This is a genomic window from Pseudomonas sp. GM33 (assembly GCF_000282295.1).
Lineage (GTDB): Bacteria > Pseudomonadota > Gammaproteobacteria > Pseudomonadales > Pseudomonadaceae > Aquipseudomonas > Aquipseudomonas laurylsulfatiphila.
On the sequence record NZ_AKJO01000112.1, the window covers coordinates 20,436 to 36,424 of the forward strand.

Annotated in this window: 15 protein-coding genes; 6 read left to right on the plus strand and 9 right to left on the minus strand. The window is 61.8% G+C overall.

The features are described from left to right. Positions 1–23: 23 nt before the first annotated feature. A complete protein-coding gene (locus tag PMI26_RS08825) occupies positions 24–950 on the plus strand; it encodes a 1-aminocyclopropane-1-carboxylate deaminase/D-cysteine desulfhydrase (RefSeq protein ID WP_007976961.1) in 927 nt (308 codons plus the stop codon). A 122-nt stretch (positions 951–1,072) separates the two neighbouring features. On the opposite strand, the gene PMI26_RS08820 is transcribed toward PMI26_RS08825, so the two are convergent. From PMI26_RS08820 to PMI26_RS08810, 3 genes are all read right to left on the minus strand, one after another. Continuing rightward, positions 1,073–1,633, minus strand: coding sequence for a cytochrome b (locus PMI26_RS08820; RefSeq protein WP_007976962.1), 561 nt, complete (start codon positions 1,631–1,633; stop codon positions 1,073–1,075). A gap of 254 nt (positions 1,634–1,887) precedes the next feature. Then, entirely contained in the window at positions 1,888–2,715 is an 828-nt protein-coding gene (gene phnX / locus PMI26_RS08815; protein ID WP_007976965.1) for a phosphonoacetaldehyde hydrolase, read from the minus strand. 152 nt (positions 2,716–2,867) lie between these two features. Further along, complete coding sequence (locus tag PMI26_RS08810) at positions 2,868–3,977, minus strand: 2-aminoethylphosphonate--pyruvate transaminase (protein WP_007976966.1); 1,110 nt, start codon at positions 3,975–3,977, stop codon at positions 2,868–2,870. A gap of 109 nt (positions 3,978–4,086) precedes the next feature. Here PMI26_RS08810 and PMI26_RS08805 point away from each other — a divergent pair, with 109 nt between their 5' ends. Further along, on the plus strand, positions 4,087–4,950 hold the full coding sequence (locus PMI26_RS08805; protein ID WP_007976968.1) for a LysR substrate-binding domain-containing protein: 864 nt from the start codon (positions 4,087–4,089) through the stop codon (positions 4,948–4,950). A gap of 112 nt (positions 4,951–5,062) precedes the next feature. On the opposite strand, the gene PMI26_RS08800 is transcribed toward PMI26_RS08805, so the two are convergent. Next, positions 5,063–5,935 (minus strand): LysR family transcriptional regulator, encoded by an 873-nt coding sequence (locus PMI26_RS08800; RefSeq protein WP_007976971.1) that lies wholly within the window; start codon positions 5,933–5,935, stop codon positions 5,063–5,065. Between the two features lie 267 nt (positions 5,936–6,202). Here PMI26_RS08800 and PMI26_RS08795 point away from each other — a divergent pair, with 267 nt between their 5' ends. Next, positions 6,203–7,528 carry an MFS transporter gene (locus PMI26_RS08795; RefSeq protein WP_007976973.1) on the plus strand — a complete coding sequence of 442 codons (1,326 nt, stop codon included), beginning with the start codon at positions 6,203–6,205 and terminating at the stop codon, positions 7,526–7,528. A 67-nt stretch (positions 7,529–7,595) separates the two neighbouring features. On the opposite strand, the gene PMI26_RS08790 is transcribed toward PMI26_RS08795, so the two are convergent. Next, positions 7,596–8,990 carry a type VI secretion system Vgr family protein gene (locus tag PMI26_RS08790; RefSeq protein WP_007976975.1) on the minus strand — a complete coding sequence of 465 codons (1,395 nt, stop codon included), beginning with the start codon at positions 8,988–8,990 and terminating at the stop codon, positions 7,596–7,598. A gap of 225 nt (positions 8,991–9,215) precedes the next feature. Here PMI26_RS08790 and PMI26_RS08785 point away from each other — a divergent pair, with 225 nt between their 5' ends. Next, complete coding sequence (locus tag PMI26_RS08785) at positions 9,216–9,920, plus strand: YebC/PmpR family DNA-binding transcriptional regulator (RefSeq protein WP_007976978.1); 705 nt, start codon at positions 9,216–9,218, stop codon at positions 9,918–9,920. Positions 9,921–10,070: 150 nt separating this feature from the next. Here the strand turns inward: PMI26_RS08785 and PMI26_RS08780 are convergent, their stop codons facing one another. The 4 genes from PMI26_RS08780 to PMI26_RS08765 all read right to left on the minus strand — a co-directional run bounded on the left by PMI26_RS08780 (position 10,071) and on the right by PMI26_RS08765 (position 14,131). Continuing rightward, positions 10,071–11,384, minus strand: a complete 1,314-nt coding sequence (locus PMI26_RS08780) for a leucine-rich repeat-containing protein kinase family protein (RefSeq protein ID WP_033048058.1) — start codon at positions 11,382–11,384, stop codon at positions 10,071–10,073. A gap of 203 nt (positions 11,385–11,587) precedes the next feature. Further along, the gene (gene zapE / locus PMI26_RS08775; protein ID WP_007976981.1) at positions 11,588–12,712 is read right to left on the minus strand and encodes a cell division protein ZapE; all 1,125 of its coding nucleotides are present in this window, start codon (positions 12,710–12,712) and stop codon (positions 11,588–11,590) included. Positions 12,713–12,875: 163 nt separating this feature from the next. Next, positions 12,876–13,628, minus strand: coding sequence for an anti-sigma factor family protein (locus PMI26_RS08770; protein ID WP_007976983.1), 753 nt, complete (start codon positions 13,626–13,628; stop codon positions 12,876–12,878). Then, complete coding sequence (locus PMI26_RS08765; RefSeq protein WP_033048061.1) at positions 13,625–14,131, minus strand: sigma-70 family RNA polymerase sigma factor; 507 nt, start codon at positions 14,129–14,131, stop codon at positions 13,625–13,627. Before PMI26_RS08765 ends, PMI26_RS08770 begins: the two co-directional genes overlap by 4 nt. Positions 14,132–14,289: 158 nt before the next feature. On the opposite strand from PMI26_RS08765, the gene PMI26_RS08760 reads away from it, so the two are divergent. Together PMI26_RS08760 and PMI26_RS08755 are read left to right on the plus strand one after the other, a co-directional pair. Further along, positions 14,290–15,375: a catalase family peroxidase gene (locus PMI26_RS08760; RefSeq protein WP_007976986.1), complete on the plus strand. Its 1,086-nt coding sequence runs from the start codon at positions 14,290–14,292 to the stop codon at positions 15,373–15,375. Further along, a complete protein-coding gene (locus PMI26_RS08755; RefSeq protein WP_007976988.1) occupies positions 15,372–15,917 on the plus strand; it encodes a cytochrome b in 546 nt (181 codons plus the stop codon). Before PMI26_RS08760 ends, PMI26_RS08755 begins: the two co-directional genes overlap by 4 nt. Positions 15,918–15,989: the final 72 nt, after the last annotated feature.

The following is a 15,989-nucleotide window of genomic DNA, read 5'->3' on the forward strand; positions in this document are numbered from 1 at the left end:
CTCTTCATCCAGAGCCGGCATCGATGCTTCTTCCTCCAGACACCTGGCTACCCCAGGCTCCCCTCGAACCGCTCCACCTCGACTGGCTCACAGATGCAGGCATCGAAGTCGCCATCCTGCGTCTGGACCAGATCGATCCGCTGATCAGCGGCAACAAATGGTTCAAGCTCATCGAGCACCTGAAGGCCGCCGACCGCGCGGGGGCCGAAGGCATCATCAGTCTCGGTGGCGCGCATTCCAATCACCTCCACGCCCTGGCGGCGGCGGGCAGGCGTTTCGGCTTTGCCACTGTCGGCCTGTTGCGCGGGCATCCTCAGGAAACGCCGACCGTGAGGGATTTGCAGGCATTTGGCATGCAGTTGCACTGGCTGGGTTACGGCGGCTATCGGGCGCGACACGAGGCCGGTTTTTGGCAGCCATGGCAAACGCAGTATCCGACATTGCATCCGGTGCCTGAAGGTGGAGGCGGATTACCCGGCGCACGAGGGTGCATGCAGTTGCGGGCGCAGGTTTGTGCGCAACTGACTGGGTTAGGCTGGAACGACTACGACGGCTGGTGGCTGGCCTGCGGAACCGGCACGACGCTGGCAGGCCTGGTACTCGCCGAAGCGGGGGATCACCCGGTGTACGGTGCCCTGGCGGTGCCTGACGATCATGGGGTGGCGCAGCTGGTCGAGCGGATCGTGCAGGAGGCGGGGGTGGTTGATGCGGCATATGAGCTGTTTGAGGCCAGTCGCGGCGGCTTCGCGAAGGTCGATCCGCTGCTGCTTGAGTTCATCGAAAAGACCGGGCAGACCAGCGGCATACCCCTGGAACCGCTGTATACCGGCAAAGCGCTCATGGCCCTCGAGCAACAAGTCACTGCAGGCAAGTTCGCTCCAGGCACGCGACTGATCTTCATCCACACCGGCGGCTTGCAGGGGCGGCGGGGATTGAAATCAAAAAACTGAGCGGCGCTGCGATCCAGTGTGGGAGCGGGCTTGCTCGCGAAAGCGGAGTATCAGTCAATTTTGTATTGCCTGACACACTGCCTTCGCGAGCAAGCCCGCTCCCACATTTGAATTCATTGGTTTCAGGAGTCGCGGTTCACGCTCTTGGGCATCATCCGCAGCAAGGTGTTATCGCCCACCACATAGTGGTGATACAGCGCAGCCACGGCATGCAGGCCGATCAGCCAATAACCGATAGTGCCGCCGAGCTCGTGCCAGTCCTGGAGTTGTTTGCCCAGCTCCTTGTTTTCGGCTATTGGCATCGGCAGGTCGAAACCGTAGAACATCACCTGGTTGCCTTTGGCGCTGGTGACCAGCCAGCCGAGAATCGGCGTGACGATCATGAAAATGTACAGCGCCCAGTGCATCAGCCTGGCCAGCGTCGTTTGCCACGGCGGCGAGGCGGGGAAGACCTGCGGCGCCGGGCCGAGACTGCGTGCGAACAATCGCAGCCAGACCAGGACGAATACGGTCAGGCCGAGCATGAAGTGTGATTCGACGATCAGCGTGCGCCCGCCACTGCCCTTGGGAAAGAGCCCGCGAAACTCGATACAGGCATAAACCAGCGCCAGCAGGACCAGCATCACCCAATGCAGCGTGATCGATACGGTGCTGTAGCGCGAGGCAGAGTTTTTCCACGGCATTCGGTGTTCCTCAGAGGTCCGGTTTAAAGCCACCGCTCTTGTCCGACGGTGTGCCTTAACTGTAATCCTGTTTCACCGGGTTTGCCTGAGGTGATTGATCGCTGGATGCTCTGGATCAGGTAATTGACGGCAAAAACGCATCGGCCCCTGTAGGAGCTGCCGCAGGCTGCGATCTTTTGATCTTCAGGTCCCCAATGACGCCGAAAATCAAAAGATCGCAGCCTGCGGCAGCTCCTGCAAGGGCGGTGCGGTTTTTAGCTTGATTGCGGCATTTCGCCGTTGGCCAGGCGCTTGTTGATGTCGGCGATCACCTGCGGCAGGTCGGTGATGGTGTCGATCATGTAGTGCGGGCGCGAATCTTCGAACATTGCATGGATGCGCTTGCGCTCGCTGTCCAGTTGGTCGCTGCCCAGCGCGCGATAACCTTCGTAATCCAGGCCCAGGGCGTTGCCCGAGCAGATCAGCGCCACTGTCCACATGCCGGCGCGGCGACCTTCGAGAATGCCCGGCACGGTGTCATCGATCTTCACGCACGCGGCGACATCGTCGATGCCCAGGGCGATGACGTTGGCCAGCGCCTGGGCCGGCCATGGGCGGCCATTCGGGACTTCGTCGGTGGCCACCACGTGATCGGCCACATAGCCGTTGGTGGCAGCCAGTTCGACCACCTTGTCCATGACCTGTTTCGGATAACCGGAGCAGGAGCCGATCTTGATCCCTTGCTCGCGCAGGTTGGCGATGGTCTCCAGAGCGCCCGGAATCAGCGCCGAGTGTTCGGCGATTTTCTCGATCTGCAGCGGCATGAAACGCTGGTAGATCGCGGTGACGTCGTCGTCGGTCGGCGTGCGGCCGAAGACTTTGCGATAACGCTCGGCAACTTCCGGCAGATCGCACAGGGTGCGGATGTGGTCCCACTTGCCCATGCCCATCGGGCCACGGGCTTCTTCGATGGACACCTGGACGTCGAACTCGGCGAACGCCTCGACGAAAATCTGCGTCGGGGCGAAGGAGCCGAAGTCGACCACGGTGCCGGCCCAGTCGAGGATGGCGGCCTGGAGTTTGCTTGGGTTGGAGTAGTTCATGGTGATCAAGTCCTGTGGCAACTGGCTAATAGGGAAGCTGCTTTTGGTGGGAGCGGGCTTGCTCGCGAAGGCGGTGTATCAGTCGACATAAATGTTGAATGTCGGTCCCTCTTCGCGAGCAAGCCCGCTCCCACAGGGGAATGCGGTGTGGGTTAGATCTCCAGTACTTCCATCTCGCGCAACACCTCGCCAATCGCCGCCACGGCTTCGCGCATCTCCGCCGGTTGCACATGTCCGATGCAGCCGACGCGGAAGGTTTCGACCTGGGTCAGTTTGCCGGGGTAGAGGATGTAACCCTTGGCCTTGACCCGCTCGTAGAATTCCTTGAACTGGTAGCGAGGATCTTTCGGGGCGTGGAAGGTGGCGATGATGGGCGCCTGAATGGCCGCCGGCAGGAAGCTGCGCAACCCCAGGTTACCCATCTCTTCCATGAGTGCCTGGCAGTTGGCGGCGTAGCGTTCGTGCCGGGCCGGCAAGCCGCCTTCTTCGTTGTATTGCAGCAGGGCTTCGTGCAGCGCCGCGACCACGTGGGTCGGCGGGGTGAAGCGCCACTGGCCGGTCTTGGCCATGTAGGCGTGCTGGTCCTGCAGGTCCATCGCCAGCGAATGCGAGTTGCCGGCGGCGCTGGCCAGGGATTCTTTGCGAGCGAAGACGAAGCCCATGCCAGGCACGCCTTCCAGGCATTTGCCCGAGGCGGCGATCAGGGCGTCGAACGGCACTTGTTGCGCGTCCACCGGCAGGGCACCGAAGGAGCTCATGGCGTCGATGATCAGGCGCTTGCCGTGTCCGGCGACGACCTGAGCGATCTCCGGCAGCGGATTGAGGATGCCGGTGCTGGTTTCGCAGTGAATCAGGGCGACGTGGGTGATGCCGTTGTCGGCACGCAGCAGGCGGTCGACGTCGGCGGCGGTGGTCGGTTCGTCTTCGGCGGTTTCGAAGGTGCTGAAGGAACGGCCCAGCACTTCGCAGATTTTCGCCAGGCGTTTGCCGTAGGCGCCGTTGATCAGTACCAGAACCTTGCCATCGCGAGGCACCAGGGTGCCGATCGCGGCCTCGACGGCGAAGGTGCCACTGCCTTGCAAGGGCACGCAGTGGTGGGTGACGGCGCCATTGATGATCGCCAGCAATTGCTCGCAGAGGCTGGCGGTCAGTTGATTGAAGCGGTCATCCCATGAACCCCAGTCGATCATCATCGCCTGACGGGTGCGGGCCGAAGTGGTCAACGGGCCGGGGGTGAGCAGGATGGGTTCGGCAGCACTCATGTTCGTTTCCTCGCATTCGATGGGATGAAGCTACGGGGCTTAAATTGCAATTTGCCGTGCTATCAATCAAATTGTTTGTTGTTATGCCAGCCATCAGTGAGGGTTATTCATGAACCTGTTTCAGCTCCGCGCCTTCGATGCCGTGGCCCGGGAAGGCAGCTTTACCCGGGCGGCGGCGCGGCTGTTCATCAGCCAGCCGGCGGTCACCGGGCACATCAAGGCGCTGGAAGAGCACTACCAGATCACCCTGCTGCGCCGCACCGCCCGACGTGTGGAACTGACGGAGGAGGGCACCAAGCTGGCGGCGATCACCCGGGCGATGTTCGGCCTGGCCGAAGAGGCGCAGGTGATGCTCGAAGCCAACCGGCAGTTGCTGACCGGGCGCCTGGAGGTGGCGGCGGACGGTCCGCACATGGTCATGCCGATGCTTGCCAGCCTGCGCGCGCGCTATCCGGGGATCACGGTGAACCTGCGCCTGGGCAACGCCCAGGAAACCCTGGCGGCGCTGCTGTCCGAACATGCCGACGTCGCGGTGCTGACCGAAGTCGAGCCGCGCAAGGGCTTGCATCTGCAGGCACTGAACGAATCACGGATTTGTGCGCTGGTGCCCGATGGGCACCCTTGGGCGCAGAAGACCAAAGGCGTGCAGCTCAAGGAGCTGGATCAGGTGATCATGGTGCTGCGTGAACCGAGTTCGATTACCCGGCGCACCTTCGATGAGGCTTGCGCCCAGGCCAGGGTCAATCCGCGGGTGCTGCTGGAACTGGACAGCCGCGAAGCGGTGACCGAGGCGGTGGCCGCCGAACTGGGGGTAGGGGTGGTGTCGTCGGTGGAAGTCAGCCACGACCCGCGCGTGGCGGCGGTTCCGATCATTGGCGAGGGGTTGGTGAACCGGCACATGATCGGGTGCATGGAGCGGCGGCGGGATTTGCGGTTGATTCAGGCTTTTTTGGGGTTGGCGCCCGTCAGGTAGACCGAGTCGCCTGCATTCGCGAGCAAGCCCGCTCCCACAGATGATCGCATTCCTCCAGTAAGAGCTCGGTCAAATGTGGGAGCGGGCTTGCTCGCGAAGAGGCCGGCCCTGCCTACGCAAGACTCTCGCGAACCATCTCAAGAAACGTCGCCACGATGCGCCGCGAACTCTGCTCGCGCAAGCACACCAGCGTTTCAGTCAGGCGGCGTTTGCAATCGGTAATCGGCAAGGCGCACACCCGTGAGTCGGCGCCGAACTCGGCCGCCGACACCACGCCGATGCCAATTCCGACCACTACCGCTTCACGAGCGGCTTCCCGGCCTTCAACCTGGATCGCCGGACGAATGCGGAGCCCGGCGCCGGCCATTTCCTCCTCCAGGGTCTGGCGCGTCACCGAACCGATTTCCCGCAGTACCAGCGGTGTGTCATCGAGGTCGGCGAGGGTGATGGATTCACGGTCGGCCCACGGATGATTGCGCGACACGAACGCCACCATCGGGTCATTGCGCAGGGGCAGGGAGATCAGGCGTTCGTCACTGACGTCACGGCCCAGCAACGCCAGGTCGGCCTGATAGTTGAACAGTCGGAACAGCGACTCATCGGTGTTGCCGGTTTCGATCTTCACGCTGATCCCCGGGTAGCGTTCGCAGAATCGGGCAATCTGCGGCAACACGTGCACCGGCGCATCCACCGCCAGAATCAGGCTGCCGGTCTGCAGGGCCTGGGAATCCTGCAGCAGTTCCTGGGCTTCGGCCTCAATCACAAAAAGCCGCTGGGTAACGCTCAGCAGGCGTTCGCCCAGATCGGTCAGGCGTACCGAACGTTTGTTGCGGTGAAACAGCAAAACACCGTAGCGCTCTTCAAGTTTGCGCACTTGGTCGGAAATCGCCGGCTGCGTCAGAAATAGCCGCTCGGCGGCTTTGGTAAAGCTTCCATGTACCGCAACGGCATGGAACGCTTTGAGTTGGGCGTGGGAAACCGACATCGATATCTCCAGTAACAAGCAAAGCTTATTTTGGAAATACGATAAATCGATTTCACTTATTAAACAGTAATTGTTTTTATCACTCTCAGCCCCGTTGACCGGTCAGTCGAACCGCAGCGGGTGCCATGAGCCTGGGCGTGCAAAACAGGACTCATCTGACCGGTATCCGCCGTAGGGACAGGGCGATATCGCAGTGCTCAACAATAAAAAAACAGGCGTTTGCTTCCAATTCTGCCGGCACACTCACACCCTGAGGTCAGAACCACAATGAACAAGCACATCGGCACCATCAAGCGTTGGCGCGTGCAGATCTTCGCGATCACCTGGCTCGCTTACGCCGCTTTCTACTTCACCCGCAAAGCCTTCTCGGTGGCCAAACTCGGCATCGCCGAAGACCCGACCTTCATGCTCGACAAAATGGCCATGGCCAACCTCGATGCCATCTACCTGACGGCTTACGCCGTGGGGCAGTTCACCTGGGGCATCCTGGCCGACCGCTTCGGTCCGCGGGTGGTGGTGCTGGGCGGGTTGCTGATTTCCGCGGGTGCGGCGCTGGTGATGGGCAACTTCGCAACGTTACCGATTTTTGCTACCTGCATGCTGATACAAGGGCTGGCGCAGTCCACCGGCTGGTCGGGATTGTGCAAGAACCTGGGCAGTTTCTTTCCCTCCGAACAGCGCGGTCGGGTATTGGGCCTGTGGAGTTCCTGTTACGCCTTTGGCGGGCTCGTGGCGTCGCCGTTTGCCGGCTGGTGGGCCTATACGCTCATCGGCACCTGGCATGCGGCGTTTGTTTCCAGTGCGGCGGTGGTTGGGCTGGTCGCCGTGCTGTTTTTTATTTTCCAGCGCAACAAACCTGAAGACGTCGGCTTGCCGGCTGTGGAGCCGGAGCCCGAACTGACCGCTGAAGAAGCCCTTGCCCAAAGCAAAATCAGTATCTGGGTGCCACTCAAGGAAATCCTGCGCAACCGCACGGTGCTGGTTCTGGGGCTGGCGTACTTCATGTTGAAGCCGGCGCGCTACGCGATTCTGCTGTGGGGACCGGTGATCGTCTTCGAACAGATGCCTTCGGTGGGCAAGGTCGGTGCGGCGATCATTCCGACCTCGTTCGAACTGGCCGGGTTGCTCGGGCCGATCATGATCGGCCTGGCCTCGGACAAACTGTTCGGCGCCCGGCGCATGCCAGCTTGCGTACTCAGTCTGTTGGCACTCACCGTGACCCTGGCATTGTTCATGGGCGCCCTGCATACCGGCAGTGTGGTCCTGGTGGTGGCGCTCTTGTTCGTCATGGGCCTGACCCTCTACGGGCCGGACTCGATGATCAGCGGCGCGGCGGCGATCGATTTCGGCACGGCCAAGGCCGGTGCGACGGCGGCCGGGTTCGTCAACGGTTGCGGTTCCGTCGGGGCGGTGCTCGGCGGACTGCTGCCGGGTTACTTCGACTCGGTCACCGTGTTCATTGTTTTCGCCGGCTGCGCGATGTTCTCGGCGCTGGTGCTGATCCCGCACTGGAACAGCCGCCCCGGCGGCCTGAAAACCAAGCATCCCTGCGCGCCCGATCGGGCGATGAACATCAAACCCCTGCGTACCTGAATCCTGGTCCTCGTCGCCGATGTGTACATCGGCGGCGGTTACACCGGGTTGCGGACATCGATCATGCTCAAGGTCGGTGGAGCAACCAGTCGAACAGCAGGCGGGTATCGCCCCGGGGCTCACGGGGCGGTGGGTTCAGAGGTTGTGGCCGAGGGCCCAACGCCGTACAGAGCACCGGGCGATCCGGGTCACTGTCGAGGAAAATCACCTGTACTTCACTGCCGGCCACGGGCAAGCGGGACGGATCGATCCAGTCCTCGGCCGTGGTCAGCGCCAAGGGCAGCCACAGGCCGCTGGACAACGACTCTGTGGCTGAATCTGTGGCAGGCCAGAGGATCACTCGAATCCGGCCATCCTCGTCCACAGTCGGCGGCTGTCCGACCGGGCCGCACACCTGGCCGGGCTGATACCCGGGAATGCTCGGCCTGGGTTGTTTAAGCGCGGGCCTGAACACCGTCGACCAGGGGATGGCGCTGAATTGATTGCGGTAACCCAAGGCCATGCCTGCTGACTCGTCGAGCAAAATCGATGGTTGGCCCCCCTGATGGCTTATTTCGGTCACCAACCATTGATCATTGAAATTCGCCAAAGGATGGCCGGCCACCTGCACGATCCGGCCGCTGCGTAATGCTCCCAGGTTGCTTTGACCGTGTATTTGCAGGTGCCGGCACCGCAGGCGTTCCAGCTGTCGCCGGCTGAGCTGGTCGCGATGCTGCTGTTCGTGAGTGGTGAACGAGTGATTGGCTGCGCCGTCGCTGATGTCCGCTGCACCAGGATTCCTCGCACCTGGGCGCACAGGAGGGAGCGAGGCATCATGGCGCTGGAACAATTCGCTGATCACAGGTTGGTGATGATCGTCGAGTGCGTCGCTGCGCAGCGGCATGAGCAGCGGCTCCTGGGGGAAACTCAGGCTGTCATCGGCCAACACCAGTACATGGCCGTCGCGTTGATGCTCGAAGTGGTAGTGGATGCCTTCTTCCTCGCACAGTCGTTGCAACAACGCCAGGTCGGTTTCTTCGTACTGAATGCAAAACGGGCGCAGGGGATAGTGCCCGGTTGCCAGTTCGAAGCGATAACTGCTGGCGGGCAGCCCATGTTCCTCGAGTAACTGGAGCAGGATCATGGGCACGCTGGCGCGCTGGAAAACCCGTCGGCGGCGTTGCTGCTCCAGCGCCTGGAGACGGGACACCAGTACCAGTTTGTAAGCGACCCGGTGTGCGCTTCGATGTTCACACCCGGCGCTGTGCAGCACGCCATGCAGGCCCTGGTCGTGGCCGAATTCGAGGAACGCCGGCTGGTGCAGCAATCGTTCAAGGTTCAAGGCCGGTGCCAGGCCGATAACCTCGATGTCGAATCGATAGGGCTGGTTGAGTGCTTCGTGACCGCTGAACCGGACTACCTGGAAACTCAGGTCGTCATCGAGAAGCGTCAGGGTGGTGGGACTTTCCTTGTCGTTGTGCATCGAACACGCTGCCGCCGTTGAATAGGGTGCAAAGCGTACGAAACCCCGGCACATTGCGGACAGGCCAAAGCGGCATTTCAGAATCCCCCTACAACCGCTGGTGAAGATGTCGATGCCAGTCGGGATTTTTTGGTCGATTGCCAACTTTAGGCCGTATAAACTTGCGCAAAGCGTCGGCCAATGGTTGTCTCGACGCCACAGATGTCACAGATAAGAGAGTGAGAAATGGGCGCACAGTGGAAGGTTAAACACAAAGAAGCGGCAGCCAATGCCAAGGGCAAGATCTTCGGCAAACTGGTGAAGGAAATCACCATTGCTGCGCGCAACGGCGCTGATGTTGCGACCAACGCGCACTTGCGCCTGGTCGTTGAACAGGCCAAGAAAGCTTCGATGCCCAAGGAAACACTGGATCGCGCCATCAAGAAGGGCGCGGGCCTGTTGGGCGAGACCGTGCAATACCATCGCGTGACCTATGAAGGGTTCGCCCCGCATCAGGTGCCGTTGATCGTCGAGTGCGTGACCGACAACATCAACCGCACCGTTGCCGAAATCCGCGTGGCGTTCCGCAAGGGCCAACTGGGCGCTTCCGGTTCGGTGGCCTGGGACTTCAACCATGTCGGCATGATCGAAGCGTCGCCGGACACCCCGGACGCCGATCCCGAAATGGCCGCCATCGAAGCCGGTGCGCAGGATTTCGAACCGGGTGAAGAGGGTGCAACCCTGTTCCTGACCGAACCGACCGACCTCGACGCAGTGCAGAAAGCCCTGCCGGAACAAGGTTTCACCGTGCTGTCGGCCAAACTGGGCTACCAGCCGAAAAACCCGGTCAGCGGCCTGAGCGATGAGCAGATGGCGGAAGTCGAAGCCTTCCTCGAAGGGCTCGATAACCATGACGACGTGCAGGACATGTTTGTCGGGTTGGCGGGTTAAGTCTTTGTGTCAATGACGGTTCTGTTGTCTGTCAGACCGTCATCGCGAGCAAGCTCGCTCCCACAGTTGACCGAGTTGCCTGGTTGGGCGCGGTCTAATGTGGGAGCGAGCTTGCTCCGGGCGGCGATCCGACGATTGACCGCATAGCGGTCACAGACTTTCCAATTGCCGCACGACTTCGCTAAACCCCGGCCGCGCCAGCACCTGCGGCTGACAGCAACGCCGCTCCAGATCTTCCAGCACCCTACGCCGTTCATCGCTCAACCCCGAGTCGATCCGCGCCAGCAATTCCCCCAGCAACACCCCGAACGCCCGCACCTCGATCCGCTGCAAGGCACGGCTTTCAAGGCTGTCGGAAATCCCGTGGAACGATGCCGCGCCAAAGTCCCCCAGCAAGCAATCACCCTGTTCATTCCACAGGATATTGTGCCCGTAGAGGTCGCCGTGGGTGATGCCATGGCTGTGCAGGTGTTCGGCCACCGAGGCAATGCCCGAGGCAATGCGCAGCGCCACGGCCGCACTGAAACGCAAGTCGTCGGGGTAGATGTCGCGGCTGCACGACGCCAGGCTCGGCAGTGCGGCGAGGTTACGGTAACTCGGTGCGATCAGTTGCATCACCAGCCCGGCGGTTTGCTGCGGGTGATCGACAATTCGCCCCTCGACGCGGATCAGGTTCGGGTGCAGGCCGGCGGTGATGCAGGCGTTCATCTCGTGCAGCGGTGAACCATCGCTGGTCATTTCGCCCTTGTAGAGCTTCACCGCAACGGCCATGGGCGGCTGGTCAGCTGGTTGCCAGACGGCCTGATGGATCACCCCGGACGCCCCTTCGCCGAGTTTTTTCTCCAGGCGCAATGCCGACCAGTCAATGCGCGGTGTCGCGTCGAGGGCCGCGGCGTCGGCTTCGGTTTCCAGCGGGTTACCGGCGTACGCCAGCCAGGTCAGGCTCGGCAATTCCAGCAACCATTGCGGCAACTCGGTCAACTGGTTGGCGGCGATGCGGATCAGTTCCAGCCGATGGCACTGACGCAAGGATTCCGGCAGCGCGTGCAAACGGTTGCCGGCGAGCATGAGCTTTTGCAGGAATGGCCGATCTCCCAACTCGCTCGGCAGCGTCTCGATGCAGTTGTCGGTCAGGATCAGCCAGCGCAGCAGCGGTGGCAGTGATGCAGCGGGCACATGGGCGATGCGGTTGGCCTTGAAGCCGATCATCGTCAGTGTGGCGCATTGGCCCAGGCAGGCCGGCAACTCGGTGAAACGGTTATCGGAACAGAAAAGCACGCGCAGACGGGTCAGGCGATGCAAGTCTTCCGGCAGGGCGCTCAAGGCATTGCCGCTGAGGTTGAGTACTTCCAGCGAGTCCGCCAGATCGAAAATTTCCCGGGGGAACTCACTGAGGCCTTCGACCAGATCCAGCCGCGTGATGCCTGACAACTCGCCGGCACGCAATTGAGCAAGGGTATGCATGAACAGATTCGCCATTAGCCAAGGGGAGGACGCGTGGCCCTGGAAATGGGCGACATGATAGCTGCAAAGATGTGGCGACTGTCAGATCGCTTTCGCGAGCAGGCTCGCTCCCACATTGGATCACTCCCGTCCGGGCAATTCGGTCAACTGTGGGAGCGAGCCTGCTCGCGAAGGGGCCAGTCAATGCAACAAAAAGATATCGATCAAACTGGCTCGCTGACTTCGACCAGTTGCCCCAGTCGACTGCGGGTGCGTGCCAGGTCAATGGCATCGCCGTCCAGGCTTTCGCGCAGGGCGTGCTGTGCGAGCAGTGTCAGGTGCTTGTCCTGGTCGTACAGTACGTCGATCAGGTTGATGAAGCGCTGTTGGGCGGCTATCGAGCACTCAGCGAGCCGCGGCAGGTCATCGATGATCCAGCGATCGAAGCGGCGGCACAACTCCAGGTAATCCATCACGGCCGCAGGCTGGTCGCACAAGTCGGCGAAAGTAAAGCCGACGCGGCGCTCATCGCACAAACGCGCCCGGAAATGCCGGGTGCCCACGGGGAGCGACAGGGGCGGGGCGCCGAGATCCGGCAGGTTCAATGAACGTCGCTGCACCGCGCTGGCCGGCCACACATAATGGCCTTGGGTGAACAGCTGTTGCGCATGGCTGCGGACCTGGCTGCGATAGTCGTGCGGACCGCCGACTTCCATGACCTGCATGCGCGCATTGATCAAGTCGATCACCGGTTTGAAGCGGGCGTGGTACAGCGGATTGGGCAACAGGCCTGCGGGCGGGTAGTTGGAGGTGACCAGCACCAGGATGCCGCGCTGAAACAGTGCCTTGAACAACCGGGTGATGAGCATCGCATCGCCGATGTCGTGCACATGGAACTCATCGAAACACAGCACCCTGCAATCGCTGAGCAGGGCATCCAGGGTGATCGCCAGGGCGTCGGGCTGTTCGCGATGCTCGAACATGCCCTGGTGCAGTTGGGCGAAAAACTGATGGAAGTGCAGGCGTTGTTTTTGCGCGAGGGGAACGGCGCGGAAAAAACCGTCGAGCAGCCAGCTCTTGCCACGCCCCACGGCACCATGCAGGTAAAGGCCCGGAAGGGTTTGCGTCGGAGTGCCCATCAACAGGCAGGCATGCCGGGCCATGCAGTCGATCACGCGTTGCTGGCTGTGACTGAGGGTGTAGCCCCGGGAATGGGCCTGGTGACGAAAGTAGTCGCGGATAGCCTCGCCTGCCTCGGTGCTGCCGGCGGTCGGTGCCTTGCCGAGAAGGCGACGCAACGATTGCCAGCGCGATTTGATTCGCGAACGATTGGGCGGTCGAACGGCCACTGAGATGTCACCTCTGGTGTGCGGGCAGGCTCCCCGAGCTGCGGCGGCATAGTGTAACCAGATGAGGGAATTTGCCTCCAGCTGTGCCGGCATATTTCGAGCCACCGTAACCGGGTTCTGACCGCAAACCCTGTGGGAGCAAGCTCGCTCCCACAGAGGGGGATCAGAACTGTACGGTCTGCTTGAGCATCTGCGCCGCCGCTGTGTCCGCCGGGCTGACCATCGCATAGTTGTAGCCACCCCCCGACCAGTACTCGGCCTGCAGGCCTCCATCGCTCCGGCTGCCACGGGGCAGCAGGAAGTTTTTCGGTCCTGGCGGGCGCACATAGAAACTGATTTTCTGCCCGCCCTGATTCTCGTAGACCACCATGGCTGCCGGGCCTTGCTCGGTACTCAGCAAACGCCCGCTGGCCGGCTTGAACCCGGCACCCGAGAGGTCGGGCAGGCGATTGGCCCGGGTGAAGTAGCGGTCGAGCCAACCTTGCATGTCACCGCTGTCGCCGGCCTTGTAATCCGCCGGCAGGATGCCTTGCTGGGCAATCAGGCGATACGCCTGCAGGGCATCGGTCATTGGAAGCTGGGGGCTCGCGAGTGTCATCTCCCGCGCTTGCCAACCGCTGAAACCGCCGACGCTGACCGCGATCAACAGCACCGCTGCGCTGGCCAGGTGTCGACGGGATTGGCGTTTGAGGCGCTGGCGTATCACCGCCGGATCCAGGTCCGGGTTCGACGGTTGTTGCAAGGCGCCACTCAAGGCCGCGCGCAGTGTTTGCGCATCCTGCTGCCAGGCGCGTACTTGCGCCGCCACGGGCGGGTTACTGGCCAGAAAAGTCTCCACCAGGCGCCGTTCGGCGTCGCTCAGTTGGTGGTCGACGTAGGCGTGCAGGTCTCGCTCGCTGGGGGGCATGCTGATCATTTGAGTCTCCGCAGGGAGGGGCGGTTGATTTCGCCATCGCTGAGTTGGCGCAGGGCCTGGCGAGCCCGGGACAGGCGGGACATCACGGTGCCGGTGGGGACGTCGAGAATCTCGGCGACCTCTTTGTAACTCAAGCCTTCTACCGAGACCCAGAGCAGCAGTGCGCGCTGTTCGGTGGGCAGTTGATCGAAGGCATTGAGGGTTGATTGGGCGATCACAGTGCGCTCCACGGAAGGCTGCGCATCGTCGCGTCCGGTAAAGAAATCGAGCATTCGCGCATAGCGCCGGGTGCGGCGGTGCGCATCGAGAAACTGCCGATAGAGAATCGAGAACAGCCAGGCGCGCAAATCACCGTCGGCACGTTTGTCGCCCCAACTCGACAGCGCACGCTCCAGACTGGCCTGCACCAGATCGTCGGCGCTGCTGGAGTTGCGTGTCAACGACACAGCAAATCGCCGCAATCTGGGAATAATTTCTCTCAGTTGTTCGTCGATATCGTTCATGAAGTTCTGGCTAGTCACTACGCTTGGGACTAGGAAGACGCCCGGCACCCGAGGTTATTCCACGCCTGAAAAAATAAATACCGCGCGCTGGAATAAACCTGTGTGCGGTTCGTCTGCTTGATTCTTCTCACTTGTGGCCGATGGCCCTGGAGTCTTTCATGGTAGATCGATCATCACCGCCCACCCGGCCACCCTTGAGTGCGGCGAGCCTGACGTTGCGTCTGGCTGGCATTGCTGTGGTCGTTGCCGCACTGGCCGGGGCGTTTGCCTACGTCAACGGCACCTTCGACCCACAGCGCCTGACCCCGAAGAAACTGATCAACGTGCTGGAAACCAACAACGGTGTGCACCCGGGTTTCCGCCGCAACCATTCCAAGGGCGTGTGCGTGATCGGGCATTTCGAAAGCAGCGGTGAGGCGCGCAGCTATTCCACCGCTCAGGTGTTCAATGAGGCGCAGACGCCGGTGGTCGGGCGTTTCGCCTTGCCGGCCGGTAACCCCTACGCGCCGGACAGTGCCGTGCCGATCCGCAGCATGGCCTTGCGCTTCACTCAGGCCAACGGCCAGCAGTGGCGCACCGGGATGAACAGCATGCCGGTGTTCCCGGTGGGCACGCCCGAGGGGTTCTATCAATTGCAAAAAGCCCAGTCGCCAGACCCGGCCACCGGCAAGCCGGACCCCAAGGCAGTGCCCGCATTCTTTGCTTCGCACCCGGAAGCGGCACCTTTCCTGGCCTGGATCAAAACCGCCAAGCCGTCGGCCAGTTATGTGACCGAAAACTACAACAGCGTCAATGCGTTCTATCTGGTCAACGCGGCGGGTCAACGCCAGGCTGTGCGCTGGAACATGGTGCCCTTGGCCCAGGACGCACCCGGGGCCACGGCGCCGGAGGGCAGTGATTTCCTGGAGAAAGACCTGGTCCAGCGAATCGCCGCAGGCCCCTTGCGCTGGCAACTGAACATCACCCTGGCCAACCCCGGCGATCCGGTGAACGACGCCAGCAAGGCCTGGCCCGAAGGACGCAAGGTGCTGAACGCTGGCACGCTGGTGCTTGAAAAGACTCAGCCGCAACTCAACGGCGAATGCCGTGACATCAATTACGATCCGCTGGTGTTGCCTGCCGGGATCGAAGGTTCCGACGACCCGTTGCTCGCCGCGCGTTCCGCCGGTTACGCCAATTCCTACCTGCGTCGCACCAGCGAAGTCAGCCAGTTGCCCGCCGCCAAGCAGGAGGTCCAGCAATGAGCACCCAACCGAACCACTTCGCGCCGCTGGCGCGCCTGCTGCACTGGTTGATGGCGCTGATGATCATCGCCATGCTGTTTATCGGTGCCGGCATGGTCGCCTCGGTGTCCGAGCGGCATGAATGGCTGATCCATTTGCACAAACCCTTGGGGGTCGCGATTTTGCTGTTGGTGATTGTGCGTCTGGTGGTGCGCTTCTCCACCACACAGCCTCCGCTGCCGGCGGACCTGCCGGGTTGGCAAGCGCTGGCGGCCAAGGCTTCGCATGTCTTGTTGTATGCACTGATGCTGGTCTTGCCGCTGCTGGGCTGGGCAATGATTTCGGCATCGGGCGAACCGGTGATGCTCAGCAGTTCGTTGCAACTGCCGTCGATTGTGTCGGCGAATGCACAGCTGTTTGCGTTTTTGCGCAAGGCGCATGGGTATCTGGCGTATCTGCTGTTTCTGACCGTGTTACTGCATTTGGCGGCGGCGTTGTTTCACGGTTGGGTGCGGCGTGATGAGGTGCTGGACAGCATGTTGCGGGGTAAGGATCGCGGTTAATCGCCGCCTGAAAAAAGATCGCAGCCTGCGGCAGCTCCTACAGGGTACGCATTCCCATGTAGGAGCTGCCGC

Coding starts and splice junctions, on each gene's coding strand:
- PMI26_RS08780 (WP_033048058.1), bottom strand. CDS start 11,384: ATGCATACCCTTGCTCAATTGCGTGCCGGCGAGTTGTCAGGCATCACG.
- PMI26_RS08825 (WP_007976961.1), top strand. CDS start 24: ATGCTTCTTCCTCCAGACACCTGGCTACCCCAGGCTCCCCTCGAACCG.
- PMI26_RS08805 (WP_007976968.1), top strand. CDS start 4,087: ATGAACCTGTTTCAGCTCCGCGCCTTCGATGCCGTGGCCCGGGAAGGC.
- PMI26_RS08790 (WP_007976975.1), bottom strand. CDS start 8,990: ATGCACAACGACAAGGAAAGTCCCACCACCCTGACGCTTCTCGATGAC.
- PMI26_RS08785 (WP_007976978.1), top strand. CDS start 9,216: ATGGGCGCACAGTGGAAGGTTAAACACAAAGAAGCGGCAGCCAATGCC.
- PMI26_RS08795 (WP_007976973.1), top strand. CDS start 6,203: ATGAACAAGCACATCGGCACCATCAAGCGTTGGCGCGTGCAGATCTTC.
- PMI26_RS08770 (WP_007976983.1), bottom strand. CDS start 13,628: ATGATCAGCATGCCCCCCAGCGAGCGAGACCTGCACGCCTACGTCGAC.
- PMI26_RS08820 (WP_007976962.1), bottom strand. CDS start 1,633: ATGCCGTGGAAAAACTCTGCCTCGCGCTACAGCACCGTATCGATCACG.
- PMI26_RS08800 (WP_007976971.1), bottom strand. CDS start 5,935: ATGTCGGTTTCCCACGCCCAACTCAAAGCGTTCCATGCCGTTGCGGTA.
- PMI26_RS08755 (WP_007976988.1), top strand. CDS start 15,372: ATGAGCACCCAACCGAACCACTTCGCGCCGCTGGCGCGCCTGCTGCAC.
- PMI26_RS08765 (WP_033048061.1), bottom strand. CDS start 14,131: ATGAACGATATCGACGAACAACTGAGAGAAATTATTCCCAGATTGCGG.
- PMI26_RS08760 (WP_007976986.1), top strand. CDS start 14,290: ATGGTAGATCGATCATCACCGCCCACCCGGCCACCCTTGAGTGCGGCG.
- PMI26_RS08810 (WP_007976966.1), bottom strand. CDS start 3,977: ATGAGTGCTGCCGAACCCATCCTGCTCACCCCCGGCCCGTTGACCACT.
- phnX (WP_007976965.1), bottom strand. CDS start 2,715: ATGAACTACTCCAACCCAAGCAAACTCCAGGCCGCCATCCTCGACTGG.